The sequence below is a fragment of the Stenotrophomonas sp. YJH_SMC_73 genome (genome assembly GCF_059370155.1).
Map to the genome: position 1 here is coordinate 286,044 of NZ_JCAFTJ010000006.1, position 20,319 is coordinate 306,362.

At 67.0% G+C, this 20,319-nt stretch carries 22 protein-coding genes; 8 read left to right on the plus strand and 14 right to left on the minus strand.

Features of this window, described 5'->3' with window-relative positions; translation table 11 throughout:
* Positions 1–110: 110 nt before the first annotated feature.
* From AC5P8R_RS12360 to folB, 4 genes are all read right to left on the minus strand, one after another.
* Positions 111–662, minus strand: a complete 552-nt coding sequence (locus tag AC5P8R_RS12360; protein ID WP_014645708.1) for a hypothetical protein — start codon at positions 660–662, stop codon at positions 111–113.
* A 127-nt stretch (positions 663–789) separates the two neighbouring features.
* Positions 790–2,964, minus strand: coding sequence for a glycoside hydrolase family 3 N-terminal domain-containing protein (locus AC5P8R_RS12365; RefSeq protein WP_495223478.1), 2,175 nt, complete (start codon positions 2,962–2,964; stop codon positions 790–792).
* A gap of 128 nt (positions 2,965–3,092) precedes the next feature.
* Positions 3,093–4,364: a mechanosensitive ion channel family protein gene (locus AC5P8R_RS12370; RefSeq protein WP_046428231.1), complete on the minus strand. Its 1,272-nt coding sequence runs from the start codon at positions 4,362–4,364 to the stop codon at positions 3,093–3,095.
* A 91-nt stretch (positions 4,365–4,455) separates the two neighbouring features.
* Complete coding sequence (gene folB, locus AC5P8R_RS12375) at positions 4,456–4,809, minus strand: dihydroneopterin aldolase (RefSeq protein ID WP_005407807.1); 354 nt, start codon at positions 4,807–4,809, stop codon at positions 4,456–4,458.
* A gap of 357 nt (positions 4,810–5,166) precedes the next feature.
* Between folB and AC5P8R_RS12380 the strand changes: the two genes are divergently transcribed.
* On the plus strand, positions 5,167–5,832 hold the full coding sequence (locus tag AC5P8R_RS12380; RefSeq protein ID WP_495223479.1) for a hypothetical protein: 666 nt from the start codon (positions 5,167–5,169) through the stop codon (positions 5,830–5,832).
* Between the two features lie 33 nt (positions 5,833–5,865).
* On the opposite strand, the gene tsaD is transcribed toward AC5P8R_RS12380, so the two are convergent.
* Complete coding sequence (gene tsaD, locus AC5P8R_RS12385) at positions 5,866–6,891, minus strand: tRNA (adenosine(37)-N6)-threonylcarbamoyltransferase complex transferase subunit TsaD (protein WP_495223480.1); 1,026 nt, start codon at positions 6,889–6,891, stop codon at positions 5,866–5,868.
* Positions 6,892–7,057: 166 nt separating this feature from the next.
* Between tsaD and rpsU the strand changes: the two genes are divergently transcribed.
* From rpsU to AC5P8R_RS12415, 6 genes are all read left to right on the plus strand, one after another.
* Positions 7,058–7,273, plus strand: a complete 216-nt coding sequence (gene rpsU / locus AC5P8R_RS12390; RefSeq protein ID WP_002808376.1) for a 30S ribosomal protein S21 — start codon at positions 7,058–7,060, stop codon at positions 7,271–7,273.
* 133 nt (positions 7,274–7,406) lie between these two features.
* Positions 7,407–7,850, plus strand: a complete 444-nt coding sequence (locus tag AC5P8R_RS12395) for a GatB/YqeY domain-containing protein (protein WP_014645703.1) — start codon at positions 7,407–7,409, stop codon at positions 7,848–7,850.
* A 105-nt stretch (positions 7,851–7,955) separates the two neighbouring features.
* The gene (locus tag AC5P8R_RS12400) at positions 7,956–8,876 is read left to right on the plus strand and encodes a YihY/virulence factor BrkB family protein (RefSeq protein ID WP_032957774.1); all 921 of its coding nucleotides are present in this window, start codon (positions 7,956–7,958) and stop codon (positions 8,874–8,876) included.
* A gap of 61 nt (positions 8,877–8,937) precedes the next feature.
* Positions 8,938–10,677: a DNA primase gene (dnaG, locus tag AC5P8R_RS12405; RefSeq protein WP_032957772.1), complete on the plus strand. Its 1,740-nt coding sequence runs from the start codon at positions 8,938–8,940 to the stop codon at positions 10,675–10,677.
* A 27-nt stretch (positions 10,678–10,704) separates the two neighbouring features.
* Positions 10,705–11,205, plus strand: a complete 501-nt coding sequence (locus AC5P8R_RS12410; RefSeq protein WP_069118091.1) for a protein tyrosine phosphatase family protein — start codon at positions 10,705–10,707, stop codon at positions 11,203–11,205.
* Positions 11,206–11,233: 28 nt separating this feature from the next.
* On the plus strand, positions 11,234–12,205 hold the full coding sequence (locus AC5P8R_RS12415; RefSeq protein WP_032957769.1) for a bile acid:sodium symporter family protein: 972 nt from the start codon (positions 11,234–11,236) through the stop codon (positions 12,203–12,205).
* Between the two features lie 115 nt (positions 12,206–12,320).
* Here AC5P8R_RS12415 and AC5P8R_RS12420 read toward each other — a convergent pair whose 3' ends face one another.
* The 5 genes from AC5P8R_RS12420 to AC5P8R_RS12440 all read right to left on the minus strand — a co-directional run bounded on the left by AC5P8R_RS12420 (position 12,321) and on the right by AC5P8R_RS12440 (position 16,720).
* Positions 12,321–13,130, minus strand: a complete 810-nt coding sequence (locus AC5P8R_RS12420; protein WP_032957767.1) for a hypothetical protein — start codon at positions 13,128–13,130, stop codon at positions 12,321–12,323.
* A gap of 136 nt (positions 13,131–13,266) precedes the next feature.
* A complete protein-coding gene (cyoE, locus tag AC5P8R_RS12425; RefSeq protein ID WP_046428214.1) occupies positions 13,267–14,160 on the minus strand; it encodes a heme o synthase in 894 nt (297 codons plus the stop codon).
* 4 nt (positions 14,161–14,164) lie between these two features.
* Positions 14,165–15,328: a COX15/CtaA family protein gene (locus AC5P8R_RS12430; RefSeq protein WP_180835697.1), complete on the minus strand. Its 1,164-nt coding sequence runs from the start codon at positions 15,326–15,328 to the stop codon at positions 14,165–14,167.
* Between the two features lie 10 nt (positions 15,329–15,338).
* Positions 15,339–15,908: a redox-active disulfide-containing membrane protein gene (locus AC5P8R_RS12435; RefSeq protein ID WP_046428212.1), complete on the minus strand. Its 570-nt coding sequence runs from the start codon at positions 15,906–15,908 to the stop codon at positions 15,339–15,341.
* Between the two features lie 95 nt (positions 15,909–16,003).
* Entirely contained in the window at positions 16,004–16,720 is a 717-nt protein-coding gene (locus tag AC5P8R_RS12440; RefSeq protein WP_495223482.1) for an SURF1 family protein, read from the minus strand.
* A 57-nt stretch (positions 16,721–16,777) separates the two neighbouring features.
* Between AC5P8R_RS12440 and AC5P8R_RS12445 the strand changes: the two genes are divergently transcribed.
* Positions 16,778–16,996 carry a twin transmembrane helix small protein gene (locus AC5P8R_RS12445; protein ID WP_005412025.1) on the plus strand — a complete coding sequence of 73 codons (219 nt, stop codon included), beginning with the start codon at positions 16,778–16,780 and terminating at the stop codon, positions 16,994–16,996.
* Between the two features lie 20 nt (positions 16,997–17,016).
* Here AC5P8R_RS12445 and AC5P8R_RS12450 read toward each other — a convergent pair whose 3' ends face one another.
* From AC5P8R_RS12450 to ctaD, 4 genes are read right to left on the minus strand one after another with little or no spacing between them, the layout of a single operon-like run.
* Positions 17,017–17,892 carry a cytochrome c oxidase subunit 3 gene (locus tag AC5P8R_RS12450; RefSeq protein WP_005407793.1) on the minus strand — a complete coding sequence of 292 codons (876 nt, stop codon included), beginning with the start codon at positions 17,890–17,892 and terminating at the stop codon, positions 17,017–17,019.
* A gap of 13 nt (positions 17,893–17,905) precedes the next feature.
* Positions 17,906–18,496 carry a cytochrome c oxidase assembly protein gene (locus tag AC5P8R_RS12455; protein ID WP_014645692.1) on the minus strand — a complete coding sequence of 197 codons (591 nt, stop codon included), beginning with the start codon at positions 18,494–18,496 and terminating at the stop codon, positions 17,906–17,908.
* Positions 18,493–18,693, minus strand: coding sequence for a hypothetical protein (locus tag AC5P8R_RS12460; protein ID WP_495223483.1), 201 nt, complete (start codon positions 18,691–18,693; stop codon positions 18,493–18,495). The genes AC5P8R_RS12455 and AC5P8R_RS12460 overlap by 4 nt, the downstream gene beginning before the upstream one ends.
* 8 nt (positions 18,694–18,701) lie before the next feature.
* On the minus strand, positions 18,702–20,309 hold the full coding sequence (gene ctaD / locus AC5P8R_RS12465; RefSeq protein ID WP_004153896.1) for a cytochrome c oxidase subunit I: 1,608 nt from the start codon (positions 20,307–20,309) through the stop codon (positions 18,702–18,704).
* Positions 20,310–20,319: the final 10 nt, after the last annotated feature.

The window sequence follows — 20,319 nt, forward strand, 5'->3', positions numbered from 1 at the left end:
GGTAGTGCCGGCCGCCGGCCGGCACCCTGGATCCTTCCGGCATCCTGCGGTTGCCGGCCAGCGGCCGGCACTACCCTTGCCAAACGGCCCCGCACGCGGGGCGTCTGCATTCATTGGATGGTGATGACCTTCACCTCGGTCTTCGTGCAGGCCTGGTCCAGGCACTGGCCGCTCAACCACACCTGGCCGCTGCCGATCATCACGCCCTGCTGGTTGACGAACACCTTGCCGAAGTCCTGCGCGGACACCGCCTTGACCACCTCCGGCGTGATGATCTTCTCGTAGTTGCGCTGGAACTCTCCGGGGCCGGAGATCTTCTTTCCGCCGCTGATGTTCAAGGGGAATCGCACTTCCTCGACCACCGCAGCGCGATCACCGCCGACCACGGCGGCCTTGAACGCATTGAAGACCTTTTCGAACTGCGCGGCATCGCCGAGCAGCGACTCGATGCGCGCACGCGCATCCTCGGCGGCCGCCTCGGCTGCCGGTGCGGCAGGTGCAGCGGCGGCTTCGGCAGCCGGCGCCGCCGGTTCAGCCGCAGGCGTCGAAGCAGCACTGGCCTCCATCGGCGGCGGCGCATCCGCTGCAGGCTCGGCCGGCGGCGCCGGCTGCGAACAGGCCGCCAGCAGCAGGGCGGGAATCAGGTAGGCCATCCGGCGCATGCGCGCACTCCATCGAACAGGAGGCCCGATGGTAGCGCCGCCACAGTGAGGACCACAAAAAAGGGGACGGAGGGGATTAAGTCGTTTTGGCACAAACGACTTAATCCCCTCCGTCCCCTTTTTTCGATCAGGCCTTCAGCAGCTCGAACTGCACCGCTTCGCCGGCGGCCGACGAGGCACAGACCCACAGGTCGAACTGGCCCGGCTCGGCACGCAGCACGCCGTCGCGGCCGGTGAAGGCCAGTTGCTCGCGGGTCAAGGTGAACACCACTTCGGCTGACTCGCCCGGCTGCAGCGCCACCTTGCGGAAGTCCTTCAGTTCACGCACCGGACGCACGCGGCTGGCCACGCGATCATGGATGTACAGCTGCACCACTTCCTCGCCCGCCACGCGGCCGGTGTTGGTCAGCACGGTGGTGATGGTCAGGGTGTCGTCCCAGCCGAGCTGTGCCGTGCTCAGCTGCGGCACGCCGTAGGCGAAGGTGGTGTAGCCGATGCCATGGCCGAACGGGTACAGCGGTTCATTGGGAATCTCGCGCCAGCGCGCCTTGAACTCCGACATGGTCGGCAGTTCCGGACGGCCGGTGCGCGGGTGGTTGTAGAAGTACGGCTGCTGGCCGGACACCTGCGGGAAGCTGACCGGCAGGCGGCCGGACGGGCTGTAGTCGCCGAACAGTACATCGGCCACGGCATGGCCGGTCTGCGTGCCCAGGTACCAGGTCACCGCCACGGCCTGCGCATTGCGCACTGCGCCCTGCAATGCCAGCGCGCGGCCATTGCGCAGCAGCACCACCAGCGGTTTGCCGGTCATCGCCACGGCCTCGGCCAGCGCCTGCTGTGCCGGCGGCAGGGTGATCTCCACGCGCGACTGTGCTTCGCCGCTGTAGCGCTGCGGTTCGCCCAGCGCCAGCACCACCACGTCGGCACGCAGTGCGGCAGCCACAGCGGCTTCCGTGCCGCCCGGAATCGCGGCTTCCAGTTCGCAACCCGGCACGATTTCCAGCAGCGCTTCGTCGCCGATGGCGGCACGCACGCCGGTTTCCAGGTCCACGTAACGCTGCTTGTCGCCGAACAGCGTCCAGCAGCCTTCGATGTTCTCGCGGTCCTGCACGAACGGGCCGATCAGCGCGATCTTCTGCCCGGTCTTCTGCAGCGGCAGCACGTTGTCACGGTTGTTCAGCAGCACGATCGAACGCCGCGCGGCATCGCGCGACAGTTCGTCATGCGCGGCAATGTGCGAGGTATCCGCTTCGCGCGCCGGGTCCAGCGAACGGTACGGGTCGTCGAACAGGCCGATGGTCTCCTTCAGCCACAGGATGCGGCGCACGCCCTCATCCAGCACCGCCATCGGCACCTCGCCGCTCTCGACCAGGCCGGGCAGGTGCTCGGCATAGAAGCCGCTCTGCATGCTCAGGTCCAGGCCGGCGGTGAACGCCTTGGCCGTGGCATCGCGGTCATCGGCGGCGTAGCCGTGCGCGACCAGCTCCATGTCGGCGGTGTAGTCGGAGATCACCACGCCCGGGAACTTCCATTCGCCGCGCAGGATGTCGGTCAGCAGTTCGGCATTGGCGCTGGCCGGCACGCCATTGATGTCATTGAACGAGGACATCACGGTGATCGCGCCGGCCTCGAAGGCGGCCTTGAACGGCGGCAGGTGCACGTCGCGCAGGGTCTGCGGCGAGATGTCCACCATGTTGTATTCCATGCCGGCCATCACCGCGCCGTAGGCGGCGAAGTGCTTGGGCGTGGCCAGCAGCGAATCGGCCGCACGCAGGTCGCTGCCCTGGAAGCCACGCACGCGGGCGGCGGCGAACGCACAGCCCAGCACCACATCCTCGCCGGCACCTTCGGCGCCACGGCCCCAGCGCTGGTCGCGGGCGATGTCCACGGCCGGCGCATAGGTCCAGTGCAGGCCCGCGGCGGTGGCTTCGATCGCAGTGGCGCGCGCGGTGCGCTCGGCCAGGTCCGGCTCGAAGCTGGCGGCCTCGCCCAGCGGAATCGGGAACACGGTGCGCATGCCGTGGATGACGTCGGCCGCCAGGATCACCGGGATACCCAGGCGGCTCTCCTCGGTGGCGACCTGCTGGATGCGGCGGCCCAGTTCGGCGCCCACACCATTGAACAGCGAGCCGACCTTGCCCTCGCGCACCTGCTGCAGCACCTGGTCGGCATTGCGCACGTTGGCTTCCGGGTTCACGTCCGGGGCGAACGGGCGGACCATGTCCGCGAAGACACCCAGCTGGCCGACCTTTTCCTCGGCGGTCATCTGGGCAATGAGGGATTCGATGCGATCGGAGGCCACCGGCAGTCCTTGATGAAAACGTTTACAAGCCCGGCATTCTAGCGATCCCGAGCCGTTTGGCGAGAGGTTTCTTCATTCAGTTTCAGCCACCAGCGGGGTCCGTATGGCCCCGCCGGGGGCACCGCAGCTTACTCCGAGCCGGCCAACTGGCGCTGCCCGGCCATCAACATGGCGTCACTGGAGGCCTGGAATACCCGCAGGCCGAAGGCCGGCAGGATCGCCAGCAGGTGGTCGAAGATGTCCGACTGCACCGCCTCATACTCGGCCCAGGCAGTACTGCGGGTGAAGCAGTAGAGCTCCAGCGGCAGGCCCTCGGTGGTCGGCTGCAGCTGCCGTACCAGCAGGGTCATGTCGGTATGGATGCCCGGGTGGCTGCGCAGGTAGCGCTCCACATAGGCCCGGAACGTACCCAGGTTGGTCACGCGGCGGCTGTTGACCTCGGCCACGCCCTGCTCGCGCAGGCGCCCGTTCCACTGCCCCAGTTCCTGTTCCTTGTCGCGCAGGTAGTCGCGCAGCAGCGCGAACTCGCCGAGGAAGGCCAGGTCGCCCTCGTCCAGGAAGCCGACGCTGTGCTGGTCCAGGTACAGCGCGCGCTTGATCCGGCGCCCGCCGGCCTCCTGCATGCCGCGCCAGTTCTTGAACGACTCGGTCACCAGCTTCTTGGTGGGGATGGTGGTGATGGTCTTGTCGAAGTTCTGCACGGTGATGGTGTGCAGCGCGATGTCGATGACGTCGCCGTCGGCGTTCTGGCTGGGCATCTCGATCCAGTCGCCGATGCGCACGCGGCCATCGCCACTGATCTGCACGCTGGCCACCAGCGACAGGATGGTGTCCTGGAAGATCAGCATCAGCACCGCCGTGGCCGCGCCCAGGCCGGTGACCAGATAGCGCAGGTCGACGCCCGCCAGGGTAGCGACGATCGACAGGCCGGCGATCACGAAGAGGACGATCTTGGCGACCTGCAGGTAGCCCTTGATCGGCTTGTTGCGTGCCTCGGGGCGGCGCTCGTACAGATCGTTGGCCGCATCCAGCGCATGCGAGATGGCCAGCACCACGGTCAGGATCGCCCACGCCTGGCAGGCGCCGATGATGAAGCTGACCAGGCCCGGCGGCAGGTCCGGCACGATGCGGATGCCCGAGGCGATCACCTGGCTGGGCACCACGTTCGACAGGCGCGAGATCACCCGCATCAGGTGGCTGCCGCGGCCAGTGTCAGCGCCCGGAAGGCGGCTCAGCAGCCGCCGCAGCCCGCGCAGCAGGATGCGCTTGGTCACCCAGTTGGCCAGGCCAGCGGCGATCAGCAGCGCCGAGATCATCAACGCCAGGTAGGCGCCGGGATAGGGTTCCAGTGTGTTCTGCAGCCGTTCCAGCCACTGTACCGCCACCACCGCGTCCACCATCAGTTGTCTCCTGTCTGTTTCGTTGTTGCCAAGGTTGCCAGCCAGCGGCCGGCACTACCGGGGTTGTCGGCCAGCGGCCGGCACGACCGGGTCAGTCCCGCGTGCGTTCGATGATCACGCCCACCGCGCGCGCGCCGCGCACTGCGCCCGGCTTGCTCAGCTTCAGGCGCAGCCACTTCACGTCGAATTCGTCCAGCACGATCTGCGCGCAGCGCTCGGCCAGGGTCTCGACCAAGCCGAACTCCGACTCGCGCACGAACTGTTCCAGGCGCTTGCTCACCGCCTTGTAGTTCAAGGTGTGGGCGATGTCATCGGTGGCAGCGGGGCGACGGTTGTCGAAACCCATTTCCAGGTCGAACACCAGGTCCTGGCGGATCCGTCGTTCCCAATCGTAGATACCGATCAGGGCGTCGATCGTCAGCCCCTCGATGAAAACCTTGTCCATTGCGCTTACCGGCACGAATACAGGCGGCCATGGTAACGGCACGGCGGTGAGCCTGCCCGGAACGGGCGGTGGGCCACCGGCGTGGGGTGGCCCGGAAAAAACAAAGGGCCCCACTAGCAGGGCCCTTTGGTACTACCGTTTGTCCCCGGGGGGAGCTGAAATCCAGCCGCGAGTCCCGGTGGCGCAGGCACGCAGATTAGGCAAGGACCAGATCGCCGGTCAAGGCCAAATCCGACAGGACAGGTCAGGTATTCGTCCGAGGCAAAACGCAGAAAATCAGCCGCGCGGACAAGGACGTTCCCTGATGGTCGCCGCCGCCCACTCTCGCGAACATCGATTCCTCCTTCACCACCGCACATGACGATGGCTCCATACGATGTACTGCGGCGCGCGTTGTCAGCGGAGCGTCTGTCTACTTACGAGAGAATCGCATCGACCTGCAGCCCCGACGTCACAGCCGAATGCCTGTACCTGTGGAACATGCGGATGTGCAGTGCACTGATGATGCCGGTCCATCTGTGCGAAGTGGTCACCCGCAACGCTGCTGCAGCTGCGCTCGCCAGGCAGCATGGCCCGCGTTGGCCCTGGAATGGTGCCTTCCGACGGAGGCTGCCAACCTCATCCAGTACTTCTCCGCGCACGGTACTGGAACAACTTGCCAGCCGCGTAACCGATACACCTGGGATCGTCGCCAACCTGCCGATGGTGTTCTGGCAGCAGCTCTTTACCTGTCGCTTCGACTCCACACTTTGGATACCCGCACTCAGCAGGGTTCTGCAGCATGCTCCCTCTGCTCATCCCAGTGCCGTCAGGAAAGCCATCCATGCGGATATCGGACGCATCCGCCACCTGCGCAACCGCATCGCCCACCACGAGCCGGTCCTGGAACGTGACATCGGCGCCGACCTGGCCGCGATCGGGCGGCTGATCCATGCCCGCTGCCCACATACGCTGGGCTGGCTGCAGCGCCATGAGCGGGCGACAACCGTGCTGGCGGCGTCGCCGTTGGCAGTGCATCGGTAATGCGTCCGCCGGGCATGGCCCGGCGCCACCGGCTCAGACCGCCGGCAGGGTCGCCATGTCCCAGCGCGGTGTCACATCCACCTTCGGCGGGCTGTGCTGGCCGGCCTGCAGGCGCAGCGCGCCGGCGAAGGCGATCATCCCCCCGTTGTCGGTGCACAGTGCCGGCCGCGGGAAGCAGGCACGGCCGCCGAGGCGCTCGGCCATCTGCTGCAGGCGGGCGCGCAGGCGCGTGTTGGCGCCGACGCCGCCGGCCACCACGATCACGTTGGTCCCGGCCGCTTCCAGTGCGCGCTCGCACTTGATCGACAGGGTCTCGACCACCGCATCCTCAAAGCCGCGGGCGATATCGGCGCGGGTCTGCTCGCTCTGGTCACTGTCGCGCCAGGCCATCAGGACCTGGGTCTTCAGGCCGGAGAAGCTGAAATCCAGCCCAGGGCGGTCGGTCATCGGCCGCGCGAAGCGGTACGCGCCCGGCGTGCCCTGCTCGGCCAGCCTGGCCAGCTGCGGGCCGCCCGGGTACGGCAGGCCCATCAGCTTGGCGGTCTTGTCGAAGGCCTCGCCGGCCGCGTCGTCCAGGGTCTCGCCCAGCAGGCGGTACTGGCCGATCGCATCCACCGCCACCAGCTGGGTGTGGCCACCGGACACCAGCAGCGCCACGAACGGCGCTTCCGGCGGGTCGTCTTCCATCAGCGGGGCCAGCAGGTGGCCTTCCATATGGTGTACGCCCACGGCCGGCACCTCCAGCGCCCAGGCCAGCGAACGCGCCACGCCAGCGCCCACCAGCAGCGCGCCGACCAGGCCGGGACCGGCGGTGTAGGCCACGCCATCGATATCGCCCACGCCCAGGCCGGCGTCGGCCAGGGTCTGGCGTACCAGTGGCAGCAGCTTGCGGACATGGTCGCGGCTGGCCAGCTCGGGCACCACACCACCGTATTCGGCGTGCAGGGCGATCTGGCTGTAGACCGCATGGGCGCGCAGGGCCGCGCTGCCGGCCAGGTCGGTGTCATACACCGCCACGCCGGTCTCATCACAGGAAGATTCGATGCCAAGGACTCGCATGCCTGCTATTATGACGCCCCTGCCGCCCCCTCGGGGGACGTGCAGATCTCACTGCTTTCGAACCCCCGGCCCGTATTCAGGGTTGGCCGCTTGCAGTTTGTCGTTTCGCCGCTATAATGTGCGGCTCGCCGGGCGTGACCCGGTTCTACTGTGTCCCGGAGATTCCATGCCCAGCGTCAAAGTCCGCGAGAACGAGCCCTTCGAGTTTGCTCTTCGCCGCTTCAAGCGCACTTGCGAAAAGGCCGGTGTGCTGGCCGAAACCCGCAAGCGCGAGTTCTACGAAAAGCCGACCCAGGAGCGCAAGCGCAAGGCCGCCGCTGCTGTGAAGCGTCAGCTGCGCCGCTCGTCGCGCGACGTCACCAAGCGTCAGCGCCTGTACTGATCGGACGCATCTTCATTGCGGCGGGCCTGCCTGTCGCGATGGAGCCGAAGCCGGCACGCGCGAGCGTCGCCGGCTTTTTGCGTTTCCGGGTTCGGGCAGCCGCCCCGCCCCACCTACCACCACGAGGTTCCTCATGAGCATGAAGCAGCAGCTCACCGAAGACATGAAGGCCGCCATGAAGGCGGGCGAGAAGCACAAGCTGGGCGTGATCCGCCTGATCAACGCTGCCATCAAGCAGCGCGAAGTCGACGAGCGCATCGAGCTGGACGACACCGCCGTGATCGCCGTGCTCGACAAGATGGTCAAGCAGCGCAAGGACTCGGTCAGCCAGTACGAAGCCGCCAACCGCGAAGACCTGGCCGAGATCGAGCGCGCCGAGATCGTGGTCATCGAAGCCTACCTGCCGGCCAAGATGGGCGAGGCCGAGATCGTGGCCGCCATCCAGGCCGCCATCGCCGAGACCGGTGCCGCCGGCCCGGCCGACATGGGCAAGCTGATGGGCGCGCTGAAGCCCAAGCTCGCCGGCCAGGCCGACATGGGCCTGGTCTCCAAGCTGGTCAAGCAGCTGCTGGCGTAATCCAGCACCTGGGGTCGGATCCCTTCCGCAGCGCGGAAGGGCTCTGACCCCATTGATGCACCCGCTTCACCGCACCTTCGTCGGTCGCCTGCTACAACCGCACACATGGTTGAACCCGAGCCCAACGTTCCCGTGTCCCTGCACAAGTACCTCAAGCGCCTGCAGGACAGCTTTCCGATGGCGGTGGCCAAGCGCTTCATCGACGTCGACGTGCTGACCCAGGCAGCTTCCGTCTCCTTCTACGCCCTGCTGTCGATGGCACCGTTGCTGGTGCTGCTGCTGTGGCTGACCGCCTCGCTGTACCCACCGGCCCAGCAGGCGCTGATCGACCAGATCAGCTCGGTGGCCGGCAGCAGCGCGGCTACCGTGGCCGAAACCGTTCTGAAGAACGCCGACAACCAGCCGGATGTCGGCTCGCTGGCGGGTGTGTGGAGCACGCTGCTGCTGTTCGTCGGCGCCACCGCCGTGTTCGCCCAACTGCAGAACGCACTGAACCTGATCTTCCGCACCAGCGGCGAGCGTCTGGAAGGCCTCAAGGCCTGGCTGCGCAAGCGCGTGTTCTCGTTCGGCGTGGTGCTGGCCCTGGGCTTCCTGCTGATCCTGTCGATGACGGCCACCACGGTGCTGCAGGTGGCCTTCGCCCAGCTGCCCTCGATCCTGCCCGCGCTGGGGTACGTCACGAGCCTGCTGCTTTACGCAGTCGGCTTCGCCTTCATGTACCACTACCTGCCCGACCGCCGCGTGGCCTGGCGGCAGGCCTTCATCGGCGGCGTCATCACCTCGGCACTGTTCGCACTGGGCCGCTACGGCATCGGCGTCTACATCGCCACCGTGGCCCCCGGCAGTGCCTACGGCTCGATGGGTGCGCTGGTGATCTCGCTGGTCTGGATCTACTACGCCACCGTCGTGTTCTTCGTTGGCGCATTGATGACGGCGGTGATCGATGAGCGCCTGCGCGCGCGTCATCACCTGGCCGCAGCCGGCATTGATCCGGCAACCGCCAGCCAGGTGCCCGACAGGGGGTAAACTAGGCCGACCGCCCCCGGTTCCGTCGCGTGGTCCTGCACCGCGCCCTGCCCTGTTGCCCATGGCCCGTATCCCCGACGCTTTCATCGACGACCTGCTCGCCCGCACCGACATCGTCGAGGTGGTGGGCAGCCGCGTGCCGTTGAAGCGCCAGGGCAAGGAGTACGCCGCGCGCTGCCCGTTCCATGACGAGCGCTCGGCGTCGTTCACGGTCTCGCCCACCAAGCAGTTCTATCACTGCTTCGGCTGTGGCGCGCACGGCACCGCGATCAGCTTCCTGATGAACTACGACCGCCTCGAGTTCCTCGACGCGGTGGATGAACTGGCCAAGCGCGCCGGCATGGAAGTGCCGCGCAACGAGAATCCGCGCAGCCCGCAGCAGCAGGACGACAGCCGCGAGCTGTACTCGGCGCTGGACGCGGCGACCAAGTTCTTCCAGAAGAACCTGGAGGGCAGCGAGAAGGCCCGCAGCTACCTGGATGGGCGTGGCGTGGACGAAGAGAACCGCGCGCGCTTCCAGATCGGCTACGCGCCGGATGGCTACAGCGGCCTGCGCGACGCGCTGGGCAAGGACGAGCGGCGCATGAAGCTGCTCGACCGCGCCGGCCTGTTCTCCAAGAACGACCGCGGCCACGTCTACGACAAGTTCCGCGACCGGGTGATGTTCCCGATCTTCGACCGCCGTGGCCGGGTGATCGCCTTCGGCGGCCGCGTGTTCGAGAAGGACGACGGCCCCAAGTACCTCAACTCGCCCGAGACCGCGCTGTTCCACAAGGGCCGCGAACTGTACGGCCTGTGGCAGGTGCGCCAGGCCAACCAGAAGATCGAGCGGCTGATCGTGGTCGAGGGCTACATGGACGTGGTCTCGCTGTTCCAGTTCGGCGTCACCCAGGCGGTGGCAACCCTGGGTACCGCGACCACGCCGGACCATGCCGAGCTGCTGTTCCGCAACGCACCGGACGTGTTCTTCTGCTTCGACGGCGACGCCGCCGGCCGCCGCGCCGGCTGGAAGGCGCTGGAATCGGTGCTGCCGCGCATGAAGGATGGCCGCCAGGCGTTCTTCCTGTTCCTGCCCGATGGCGAGGACCCGGACACCATCGTGCGCAAGGAAGGCGCCGAGGCCTTCAACGAACGCCTGAAGCAGGCCACGCCGCTGTCGCAGTTCTTCTTCGATGAACTGACCCGCGAGATCAACCTGGGCACGCTGGACGGCAAGGCGCGCCTGGCAGAACGCGCCAAGCCGATGCTGGCGCAGATTCCCGACGGCGCCTTTGGCGACCTGATGAAGCAGCAGCTGGCGCAGCTGACCGGCCTGGGCGGTACTGCCCAGGCCACGCGCGCGCCGATGCCGCAACGCCAGCCGCAGCGGACGATCCAGCCCGTGGCCAAGCGCAGCCTGGTGCGCGGCGCGATCGCCGTATTGCTGCAGCAGCCGTCGCTGGCGCTGACGCTGGGCGGCAAGCACCACTTCCAAGGCCTGCGCCTGCCCGGCGTGGAACTGCTGCTGGAGCTGCTGGGGCTGGTCGAACAGCGCCCGGACATCAGTACCGGCGCCCTGCTGGAACACTTCGACGGGCGCGAGGAACAGGCCTCGCTGCATACCCTGGCCGCACAGACGCTGCCCGGCACCGAGGCCAGCTGGACCCAGGAACTGCACGACGCAGTGGCACAGCTGGAGAAACAGCTGCTGGTGCAACGTCTGGAGGAGTTGTTGGCAAAGCAGCGCCAGCAGGGCCTGGACGATACTGACAAGTACGAACTGCGCGAGCTGCTGAAGGCGCGCGCCGGACTGCGCCTGTAGCGGCAGAACGTTTTCACGGAGAAGACCATGCTGCTGCGCCTGACCTGCCTGCTGTTGTTGTCGCTCTGCCTGTCACTGACGGCCCTGGCCGAAGACGCGCCCCTCAACGAAGTCCGCCCCGGCCTGTATGCCGGCGGCCAGCCCAGCGCCGCACAGCTGCAGGCCTTGGCTGCACAGGGCGTGCGCACTGTGATCGACCTGCGCCAGCCCGGCGAGGACCGGGGCTTCGATGAAACCCGCCTCGCCGAATCATTGGGCCTGCGCTACGTGCGCATTCCGGTGGCCGGCGCCGATGGCCTGGATACGGCCAACGTGCGCGCCGTGCACCTGGCCCTGCAGCAGAGCCAGGGGCCGGTGCTGCTGCACTGTGCGTCCGGCAACCGCGCCGGCGCCGTGCTCGGCCTGGTCAATGCACGGTACGAACATGCCAGCCCCGAACAGGCCCTTCAGCTGGGCCAGCGTGCTGGCCTGAAGTCGCTGGAAGCCGCCACCCGCCAACGCCTGGCAACGCCGGTCACCTCGCCCTGAACCCTCCGCACCAAGGACCCTGCCCACCATGACCCGCTGGTGGTCGCGCCTGCGACCGGACAACTTCACCCTCGCCCTGCTGTGCACCGTCGGCCTGGCCTCGCTGCTGCCGATGAAGGGCGCCGCCGCCATCGTCCTCGACGATGTCACCACCGTCGCCATCGCCGCGCTGTTCTTCCTGCATGGCGCGCGCCTGCCGCGCGAGTCGATCATCGGCGGCATGCTGCACTGGCGGCTGCACCTGACCATCCTGGCATGCACCTTCATCCTGTTCCCGCTGCTGGGGCTGATGTTCAAGCCACTGTCGGGCTGGCTGCTGACCCCGGAGCTGTACCTGGGCGTGCTGTTCCTGTGCACCCTGCCCTCCACCGTGCAGTCGTCCATCGCGTTCACTTCGATGGCGCATGGCAACGTGCCCGCAGCGGTGTGCAGCGCTTCGCTGTCGAGCATCCTCGGCGTGTTCCTGACCCCGCTGCTGCTGACCGCGCTGGCCGGCACCTCGGGCGGCATCCATGATCCGCTGCATGCGATCGGCGGCATCATGCTGCAGCTGCTGGTGCCGTTCGTGGCCGGCCACCTGCTGCGGCCGTGGATTGCCGGCTGGGTGGAACGCCAGCGCGCGCTGCTGCGCTACACCGACCAGGCCACCATCCTGCTGGTGGTGTACTCGGCGTTCGGCGAAGCGGTGACCGAAGGCCTGTGGAGCAAGACCCCGCTGCTGTCGCTGCTGGCTGTGGCCATCGTGGCCGCTGTGCTGCTGGGCATCGCCATGCCGCTGATCACCTTCATCGCCCGTCGCCTGCGCTTCAACCGCGAGGACGAGATCGCCATCGTGTTCTGCGGCTCGAAGAAGAGCCTGGCCACCGGCGTGCCGATCGCCAAGGTGCTGTTCGCCGGCGGCAGCCTGGGCGCCATCGTGCTGCCGGTGATGATCTACCACCAGATCCAGCTGATCGTCTGCGGCGTGATCGCGCAGCGGTATGCGCGGCGCAAGCCCTGACAGGGCGCGCGGGTTGTTCCGGGTAGACCATCCACGCATGGCGTGGATCTACTCCATACCACGGATGGCGTGAACCACAGTAGATCCACGCCATGCGTGGATGGGTTGCCTGACGCTACGGATCCACGAGCGTGCCGACGCTCAGCTCCGGCATCCACACCCACAGGTCGTACGCCCGTTCCGCATGGGTATCGCCCCGCAGCCGCGGGGCCACCTGCTCTGGAAGTGGCCGCGCCATGCAACGGTCCGCGCACGCCCACGCCTGGCCACGCAGCGCACCCAACCGCACGCTGTAGATATCCAGGTCCCGCAGCTGGGAGGCCATCGGCCGCCTCTGCATTTCCGGCGGCATACCTTCCGGCCGCCGCAGCATGGCGTGGACATTGCCAGTCAGCACCAGCATGCGTGCATTGTCTGGCAACCCTCGATAGAGCCGTCGCAATTCGGCTGCCATGAAGTCATCGCGCGCCTGGTTGCCGCCACTGCTGGCATTGACGTCATAGCCAACCACTTCGATCACGCGCCCCTGCGCCTTCAGCACACGCAGGCCTTCGATCATCGCCAGCATGTCGCGGCTGCGGCGACCATCATGCTGGTCATCGCGCACGGTCCAGAACGCGCGGCCGCGCAGGTGCCGGCGCGCCGCGGCCCCGCCATCGGATTCCAGATAGTCGCGCAGCACAGGGTTCTCGGCGCGTGGCAGTTCCAGCGCCAGCAGGACCGGCGCGCCATTGCGGCTGTAGTCGTCCACCAGCTGCCGCACCAGCAGTGGCGTCTCGCGTGTGCCGTGGAATTCGCCCAGCACCAGCATGCGATGGCCAGCGGCGTATTGGCGGATCTGCGCGGTAGTGTCGTCGGCATGCGCGGTCACGGCCATGCCCAGCGCCAGCATCAGCGCGGTGGTCCAACGGAAGAACGAATGCATCCCTGCTGCTTCCTTTCCCTGGGGTCAGGAACAGCAATGGCGACGCCGAGACGGCGGTTCAAGGTGATCCACGTCATGCGAGGATGTCCGCGCGATCAGGTGGGGTCAGAGCCCCTTCGGGGATCCGACCCCGAGGTCACAGCCAGGGCAGGATCCAGTGGTCCACCAGCAGGAAGGCAAACAGCGCCATCAGGTAGACGATGGAGTAATAGAACATCTTCATCGAGAACAGCTCATCCGGCGGGTCGAGCATGCGCCAGGCGTACCAGAGGAACACGGCGTTGAGCACGATCGCGCCGCCCAGGTAGAACGCACCACTCATGCCCACCAGGTATGGCAACAGGCAGACCAGCGCCAGCACCACCGAATACACCATGATCTGCTTGCGGGTGTGCGCCACGCCGTGGGTCACCGGCAGCATCGGGATCTCCGCCTTGGCGTAATCCTCGCGGCGGAAGATCGCCAGCGCCCAGAAGTGCGGCGGGGTCCAGATGAAGATGATCAGCACCAGCAGCGACGAGTACGCCCAGTCCGACGAACCCTGCATGCCGGTCACTGCGGCCCAGCCCAGCATCGGCGGCATCGCGCCGGCCAGGCCACCGATGACGATGTTCTGCGAGGTCGCACGCTTGAGGTACACGGTGTAGATCACCGCGTAGCCGATCAGCGAGGCGAAGGTCAGCACTGCGGTGATCAGGTTCACCCACAGCACCAGGAGGGTCATCGACAGCACGATCAGCACGCCGGCGAACACCAGCACCTGCCACGGCTTGACCTTGCCCACCACCAGCGGGCGCCACGAGGTGCGCGCCATCTGCGCATCGATGTGCGCGTCCAGCAGCTGGTTGATGGCGGCCGCGGCCGAGGCCGCCAGCCAGATGCCGAGGAAGCCGAGCAGGCCGGCGCGCACCTGCTCCCAGCTCGGCACGCCGGGGATGGCCAGGACCATGCCGACCAGGGCGGTGAAGACGATCAGGGCGACGACCTTGGGCTTGGTCAGGTCCCAGTACTGGCGGTAATTGGAAAACATGGAATCAGTCCGGGGCACGCAGGCGGGCCAGCAGGCTGACCAGTACGAACAACAGGGCAACGGCCACGCCGTTGTGGGCCACCGCCACTTCCAGCGGCAGCGCCAGCTTCACGTTGAGGATGCCGAGGGTGACCTGCAGCACCAGCAGCGCGATCAGCGCGCTGGCCCAGCCACGCATGCTCGGCAACCGGAACAGGCGCACGCCCAGCCACAGCAGGTAGACGGCCACCACCACCGCGAACAGGCGGTGCGCCATCTGGATGGCGATGCGCGAAGCGCCATCCAGCACACCGCCTTCGTAATCCACGCCGATGCCGCGCCACAGGGTGAAGCCTTCGACGAAGTTGTGCTGCGGCCACCACTGGTTGGCGCAGCGCGGGAAGTTGTCCAGCGAGGCGCTGCCACCGCCGCAGGCGAGTGCGGCGTAGTTGGCGCTGACCCAACCACCCAGCGCGATCTGGGTAACCAGCACTGCCACGCCGATGCGCATCAGCCACTTCAGCTTCGGCGCTTCGGCCAGGGTGATCGGCATGTGCGTCGCGCGCCAGGCCATCCACACCAGCAGGCCGAACATCAGCATGCCACCCAGCAGATGGCCCATCACCACGATGGGTTTGAGCAGCAGGGTCACCGTCCACATGCCCAGCAGGGCCTGGAAGATCACCACCGCCAAGGTCAGCAGCGCCGCACGTGCGAGATCGATGTTGCTCCAGCGCAGCGCGGCGATCAGCAGGATCGCCTCGCCGATCAGGGCCAGCGCGCTGGCCGTTCCATGCCAGCCCATCATGTACAGCGGTATGCCGGCGGCCACCAGCACGCAGGCGGTCACCACCGCCGTGCTTCCGAATCGCCGCTTGCGCGTGGCCAGCAGCGCCAGGGTCAGGATCTCGATGCCCAGCGCGCCGGCCAGGAAGCGATGCACCTGTTCTCGCCAGGCCTTGTGGGTCTCCAGCGGGCGGATCTCCGCCGCCGGGTGGCCGATGGTCTCTTCCACGTGCTGCGGCCAGGTGGCCTGGCCATAGCAGGTCGGCCAGTCCGGGCAGCTCAGGCCGGCATCGGACAGGCGCACGAAGGCGCCGAACATGATCGTGCTCGCGGTCATGATCATGGCGAACCACGCCAGGCGGTGGAAATTGCGGTGCAGCGCCGGACGCGCGGAAAGGCTCATCAAACGGGACTCACTTCAGTTTCAGCAACGTGGCCATGTCCTTGCGCAGGCCACCGAGGTCGGAACCCGGGGCATGGCGCATGATCACGAAGCCGTTCGGATCGATCACGTAGACCGGCAGTCCCGCCGGATCATCGACGCCCGGCAACGCCGCGCGCAGGGCTGGCGACGGAGCCAGCGGCCGCAGCGCGGGCAGCGAGGCGATCGACGCCGGTGGCGTACCCAGCCACAGGATCTCGACATTATCGGCGTTATGGCCGAACAGCTGCCACACCTTGCCCAGTCCCTGCGACAAAGTGACGCACTGCGCGTCGCAGGCACCGGCCGGGGCCACCAGCAGGCGCCAGGTACGGGCCTCGGGGTTCCAGGGGTAGGACTGGCCGCTGGCCAGGGTCGGCGCCTGCTGGCGCAGGTCCACCGGCGGCTTCAGCAGCTGGCCGGCATTGCGGTGCCCGGTCGGCTGCCAGCCGGAGAAGCGCAGCACGGCGGCCAGTGCCATCGCCCCGAAGAACACGGCAAACAGCAGCACCAGGGTCCGGCGGCCGGAACCGCGCGCCTGCGGGGACGTAGCAGTGTTCATGCGGGGCATTTTCTCATGGTTGGGTAGGGGATGCCGGTAGTGCCGGCCGCTGGCCGGCATCCAGGATTGCGGGGGTTGCCGGCCAGCGGCCGGCACTACCGGGTAATCACGCGCCTCCGCCGCCGCTCCAGCACCACGGCCACCACCAGCACGGTCAGGGCCAGCCCGAACCACTGCACGGCGTAGCCCAGGTGGCGCTGAGGCGGCAGCGTGTTCGGCAGCAGGTCCAGATCGCGCTCGTCGCCAAAGGGCAGCGCCGGGTCCAGCCTCAGCACGCGGTCGGGTAGCGCCTGCAGCCCCAGCGCGCGCGCCAGCCCGTCGTCCGGCAACCGGCTGGCCAGCCAGCGCCCGGCCTCACCGGTAGCAGAGAACGCCGGGCCCAGTAGCAGTCCCGCCGACGGTGGCGGCGCGAGCAGCCCGCGCACGGCCACCGGCGAAGGCGGCGAAGGCACCTGCGGAAGCGTGCGATCCGGCGGCAGCGCACGCCAACCGAGGTCGACCAGCAGCACGCTGCCGTCGTCACTGCGGAAGGGGCGATAGATCTTCACGCCGGCGCGGCCATGCCGGATCTGGTTGTCCAGCAGTACCACGCCGGGCAGGAAGCGACCGTGGTCGGCCACGCCGTGCAACGCGCCGGGCGCCGCCAGGGCCTGCGACAGCGGCAACGCCTGTGCCACGGCTGGACCCTGTGCATCCAACATTGCCTGTTTGGCATGCATGCGCTGCAGCTGCCACAGCCCCAATGCGGTGAATCCGGCCATCGCCAGCACGGCCAGCAACCATCCGAACACGCGCGTGTGCTGGCGCATCATGACAAGTCCGCGCAAACGCGGTCAGATAGGCACATCCACCCTGCCCTCGAGCCGCGCATGAGTGATTCGCTGAAGACCCTGCTGGTAATCGCGTTTCTGATCGTCATCGTCTGGAATCTGGGCGCCGGCCTGTACTACCTGCTGGTCGACCGCGGCCAGACCAAGCGCACGGTCAATGCACTGACGCGCCGCATCGCGGTGTCGGTAGCGTTGATCCTGCTGGTGATCGTGAGCATCTACATGGGCTGGATCAAACCACACGGCATCGGCGGCTGAGACCACCGATGCGCGCCTGATCAAAGCACGTAGACGAACAGGAACAGCATCAGCCACACCACGTCGACGAAGTGCCAGTACCACGCGGCGGCTTCGAAACCGAAATGGTTGTCGCGGGTGAAGTGTCCCTTGGCCGAACGCAGCCACATCACGATCAGCATGATCGTGCCCAGCAGCACGTGCGCGCCGTGGAAGCCGGTCAGCATGAAGAACGTCGACCCGTAGATGCCGGAGCCGAGCGTCAGGTTCAGTTCCTTGTAGGCATGGATGTACTCCTCTGCCTGCAGGGTCAGGAAGCCCAGGCCGAGCACCACGGTCAGGCCCAGCCAGATCAGCAGCTGGCGGCGGTTGCCGGCCTTCAGTGCGTGGTGGGCGATGGTCAGGGTCACGCCGGAGGTCAACAGGATCAGCGTATTGATCAGTGGCAGGCCCCAGGCCGGGATGGTCTGGAACGCGCCACCGATCGCCGCCGGGCCATTGGTCGGCCATCCGGCGGAATAGCCCTGCCAGAGCAGCTCGTTGGTCATGACCCCACGGCCTTCGCCACTGAGCCACGACAGGCCCAGGTTGCGGGTGTAGAACAGCGCGCCGAAGAACGCGCCGAAGAACATCACCTCGGAGAAGATGAACCAGATCATCCCCATCCGGAATGATCCGTCGACCTGGTGGTTGTAGTTGCCGGCCTGCGATTCGCGCACCACGTCGCTGAACCACCAGAACAGGGTCAGCACCAGCATCGCGATGCCGATGTAGAACGTCCAGCGTCCCCAGCTGGCATCGTTGAGCCAGCTGGCCACGCCCACCATGGTCACCATCATGGCGATGGAACCCACGAACGGCCATTTGCTCTGGGCCGGGACGAAGTACACGTTGGCGTCGGTCGGTGTCTGGGCCATGTCGGTATCCGGGTCAGGGTGCGGCGTGCGCGCCGTCCGAGGTGGCGGCCGGAGCCAGCCGATCGGACAGCGCGTCGTTGCGGTAGAAGGTGTAGGACAAGGTGATCGTCCTGATCTCCGGCGGCAGGTCCGGATCGACGATGAAGCGCACCGGCATGTCGCGCTTCTCGCCGGCCTGCAGCGTCTGCGCGGTGAAACAGAAGCACTCGGTCTTGCTGAAGAAGCCCGACGCACGCGCCGGTGCCACCGAAGGCACCGCGCTGCCGACCACGGCAGCTGCGCTGTCGTTGCGGGCAAAGTACAGCGCCTCGTTGAGCTCGCCGGGCACCACGTCCATGGTCAGCTGCTCAGGATGGAACGACCACGGCAGTCGCGAATTGACGCCGCCATCGAACTCCACCCGCACGGTGCGCTTGCCGGCCGCGGCACCTGCGCTGGCTTCGCCACCGGGACCGCGTTCCAGGCGCACGCCGAACACCTTCTCGCAGGCGATGCGGTACAGCGGCACCAGCGAGAACGTCAGCAGGAACACCGCCACCGCCACGCCGATCAGGCGCGGCAGCCCGGCACTGCGTGACGGTGTGCTGGCCGGTGCCTCGCTCATCGGCCGATCACCCCGCTGAGGATGAAGCCGACGTAGACCAGCACAGCGATGGCGCCGACCCACACCGCCGTGCGCTTCGCACGCTGGCGCTGCTGCTCGATGCTTCCGTCCTGGTAGAGCCGACCGCTGGTCGGCTGCTTCTCATCCGCCGAGCGTGGCTCGGCTCTACAGGTCTGCAGCGGGCTCTCGTTATGCATGCCCCACCTCAATGCGTGATGTCGTCATGCGCCAGATCCCCCGGGCGGATGGTCGGCGGGGTGGTGAAGGTGTGCGCCGGTGCCGGCGACGGCAGCGTCCACTCCAGGCCACGCGCGCCTTCCCAGCTTCGCGCTTCGGCCTTCTCGCCGTTGCGCAGCGAGGACAGCAGGATCGCGGCCATCATGAACGGGGTGACGAACATGCCGAACGCACCGATCGAGCTGATCAGGTTCCAGTCGGCAAACGCCACGCTGTAATCGGGAATGCGGCGCGGCATGCCGGCTAGGCCGAGGAAGTGCTGCGGGAAGAACAGCAGGTTGACGAACACGATCGACCACCAGAAGTGCACCTTGGCCCACTTCTCGCTGTACATGCGCCCGGTCCACTTCGGCCACCAGTAGTACACCGCGGCGATCAGCGCGAACACCGCACCGGTCACCAGCACGTAGTGGAAGTGCGCGACCACGAAGTAGGTGTCGTGGTACTGGAAGTCGGCGGCCACGATGGCCAGCATCAGGCCGGAGAAGCCACCGATGGTGAACAGGATGACGAAGGCCACCGACCACAGCATCGGTGCCTCGAACGTCAGCGAGCCACGCCACATGGTGCTGACCCAGTTGAACACCTTCACGCCGGTCGGGATCGAGATCAGCATGGTGGCGAACATGAAATAGATCTCGCCGCCCAGCGGCATGCCCACGGTGAACATGTGGTGGGCCCAGACGATGAACGACAGGAACGCGATCGCCGCGGTGGCGTACACCATCGCCTGGTAGCCGAACAGCGGCTTGCGGCTGAAGGTCGGGATGATCTCGCTGACCACGCCGAAGGCGGGCAGGATCATGATGTAGACCTCGGGGTGCCCGAAGAACCAGAAGATGTGCTGGTACATCACCGGGTCACCGCCACCGGCGGCGTTGAAGAAGCTGGTGCCGAAGAACTTGTCGGTCAGCAGCATGGTCACCGCACCGGCCAGCACCGGCATCACCGCGATCAGCAGGAACGCGGTGATCAGCCAGGCCCAGCAGAAGATCGGCATTTTCAGCAGGTCGATGCCCGGCGCACGCATGTTCAGCACGGTGGCGATGATGTTGATCGCACCCATGATCGAACTGATGCCGGCCACGTGGATAGCGAACACGCTGAAGGCCACGTTGTAGCCGCCCTGCAGCGACAGCGGCGGATACAGCGTCCAGCCACCAGCCGGCGCACCACCGGGCAGGAACAGGGTCAGCAGCAGCAGGCTGAAGGCCACCGGCAGCAACCAGAACGACCAGTTGTTCATGCGCGGCAGCGCCATGTCCGGCGCGCCGATCTGCAGCGGGATCATCCAGTTGGCGAGGCCGACGAAGGCCGGCATCACGCCACCGAAGATCATCACCAGCGCATGCACGGTGGTCATCTGGTTGAAGAACTCGGGCTTGACGAACTGCAGGCCGGGCTGTGCCAGCTCGGCGCGGATCACCACGCTCATCGCCGCGCCGATGATGAACATGATGAAGCTGAAACCCAGGTACAGCGTGCCGATGTCCTTGTGGTTGGTCGAGAAGAACCAACGCTCGAAGAAACTCTGCTGGTGATGGTGATCGTCGTGCCCAACTGCCGAGTGCGCCATTGCAAAACAC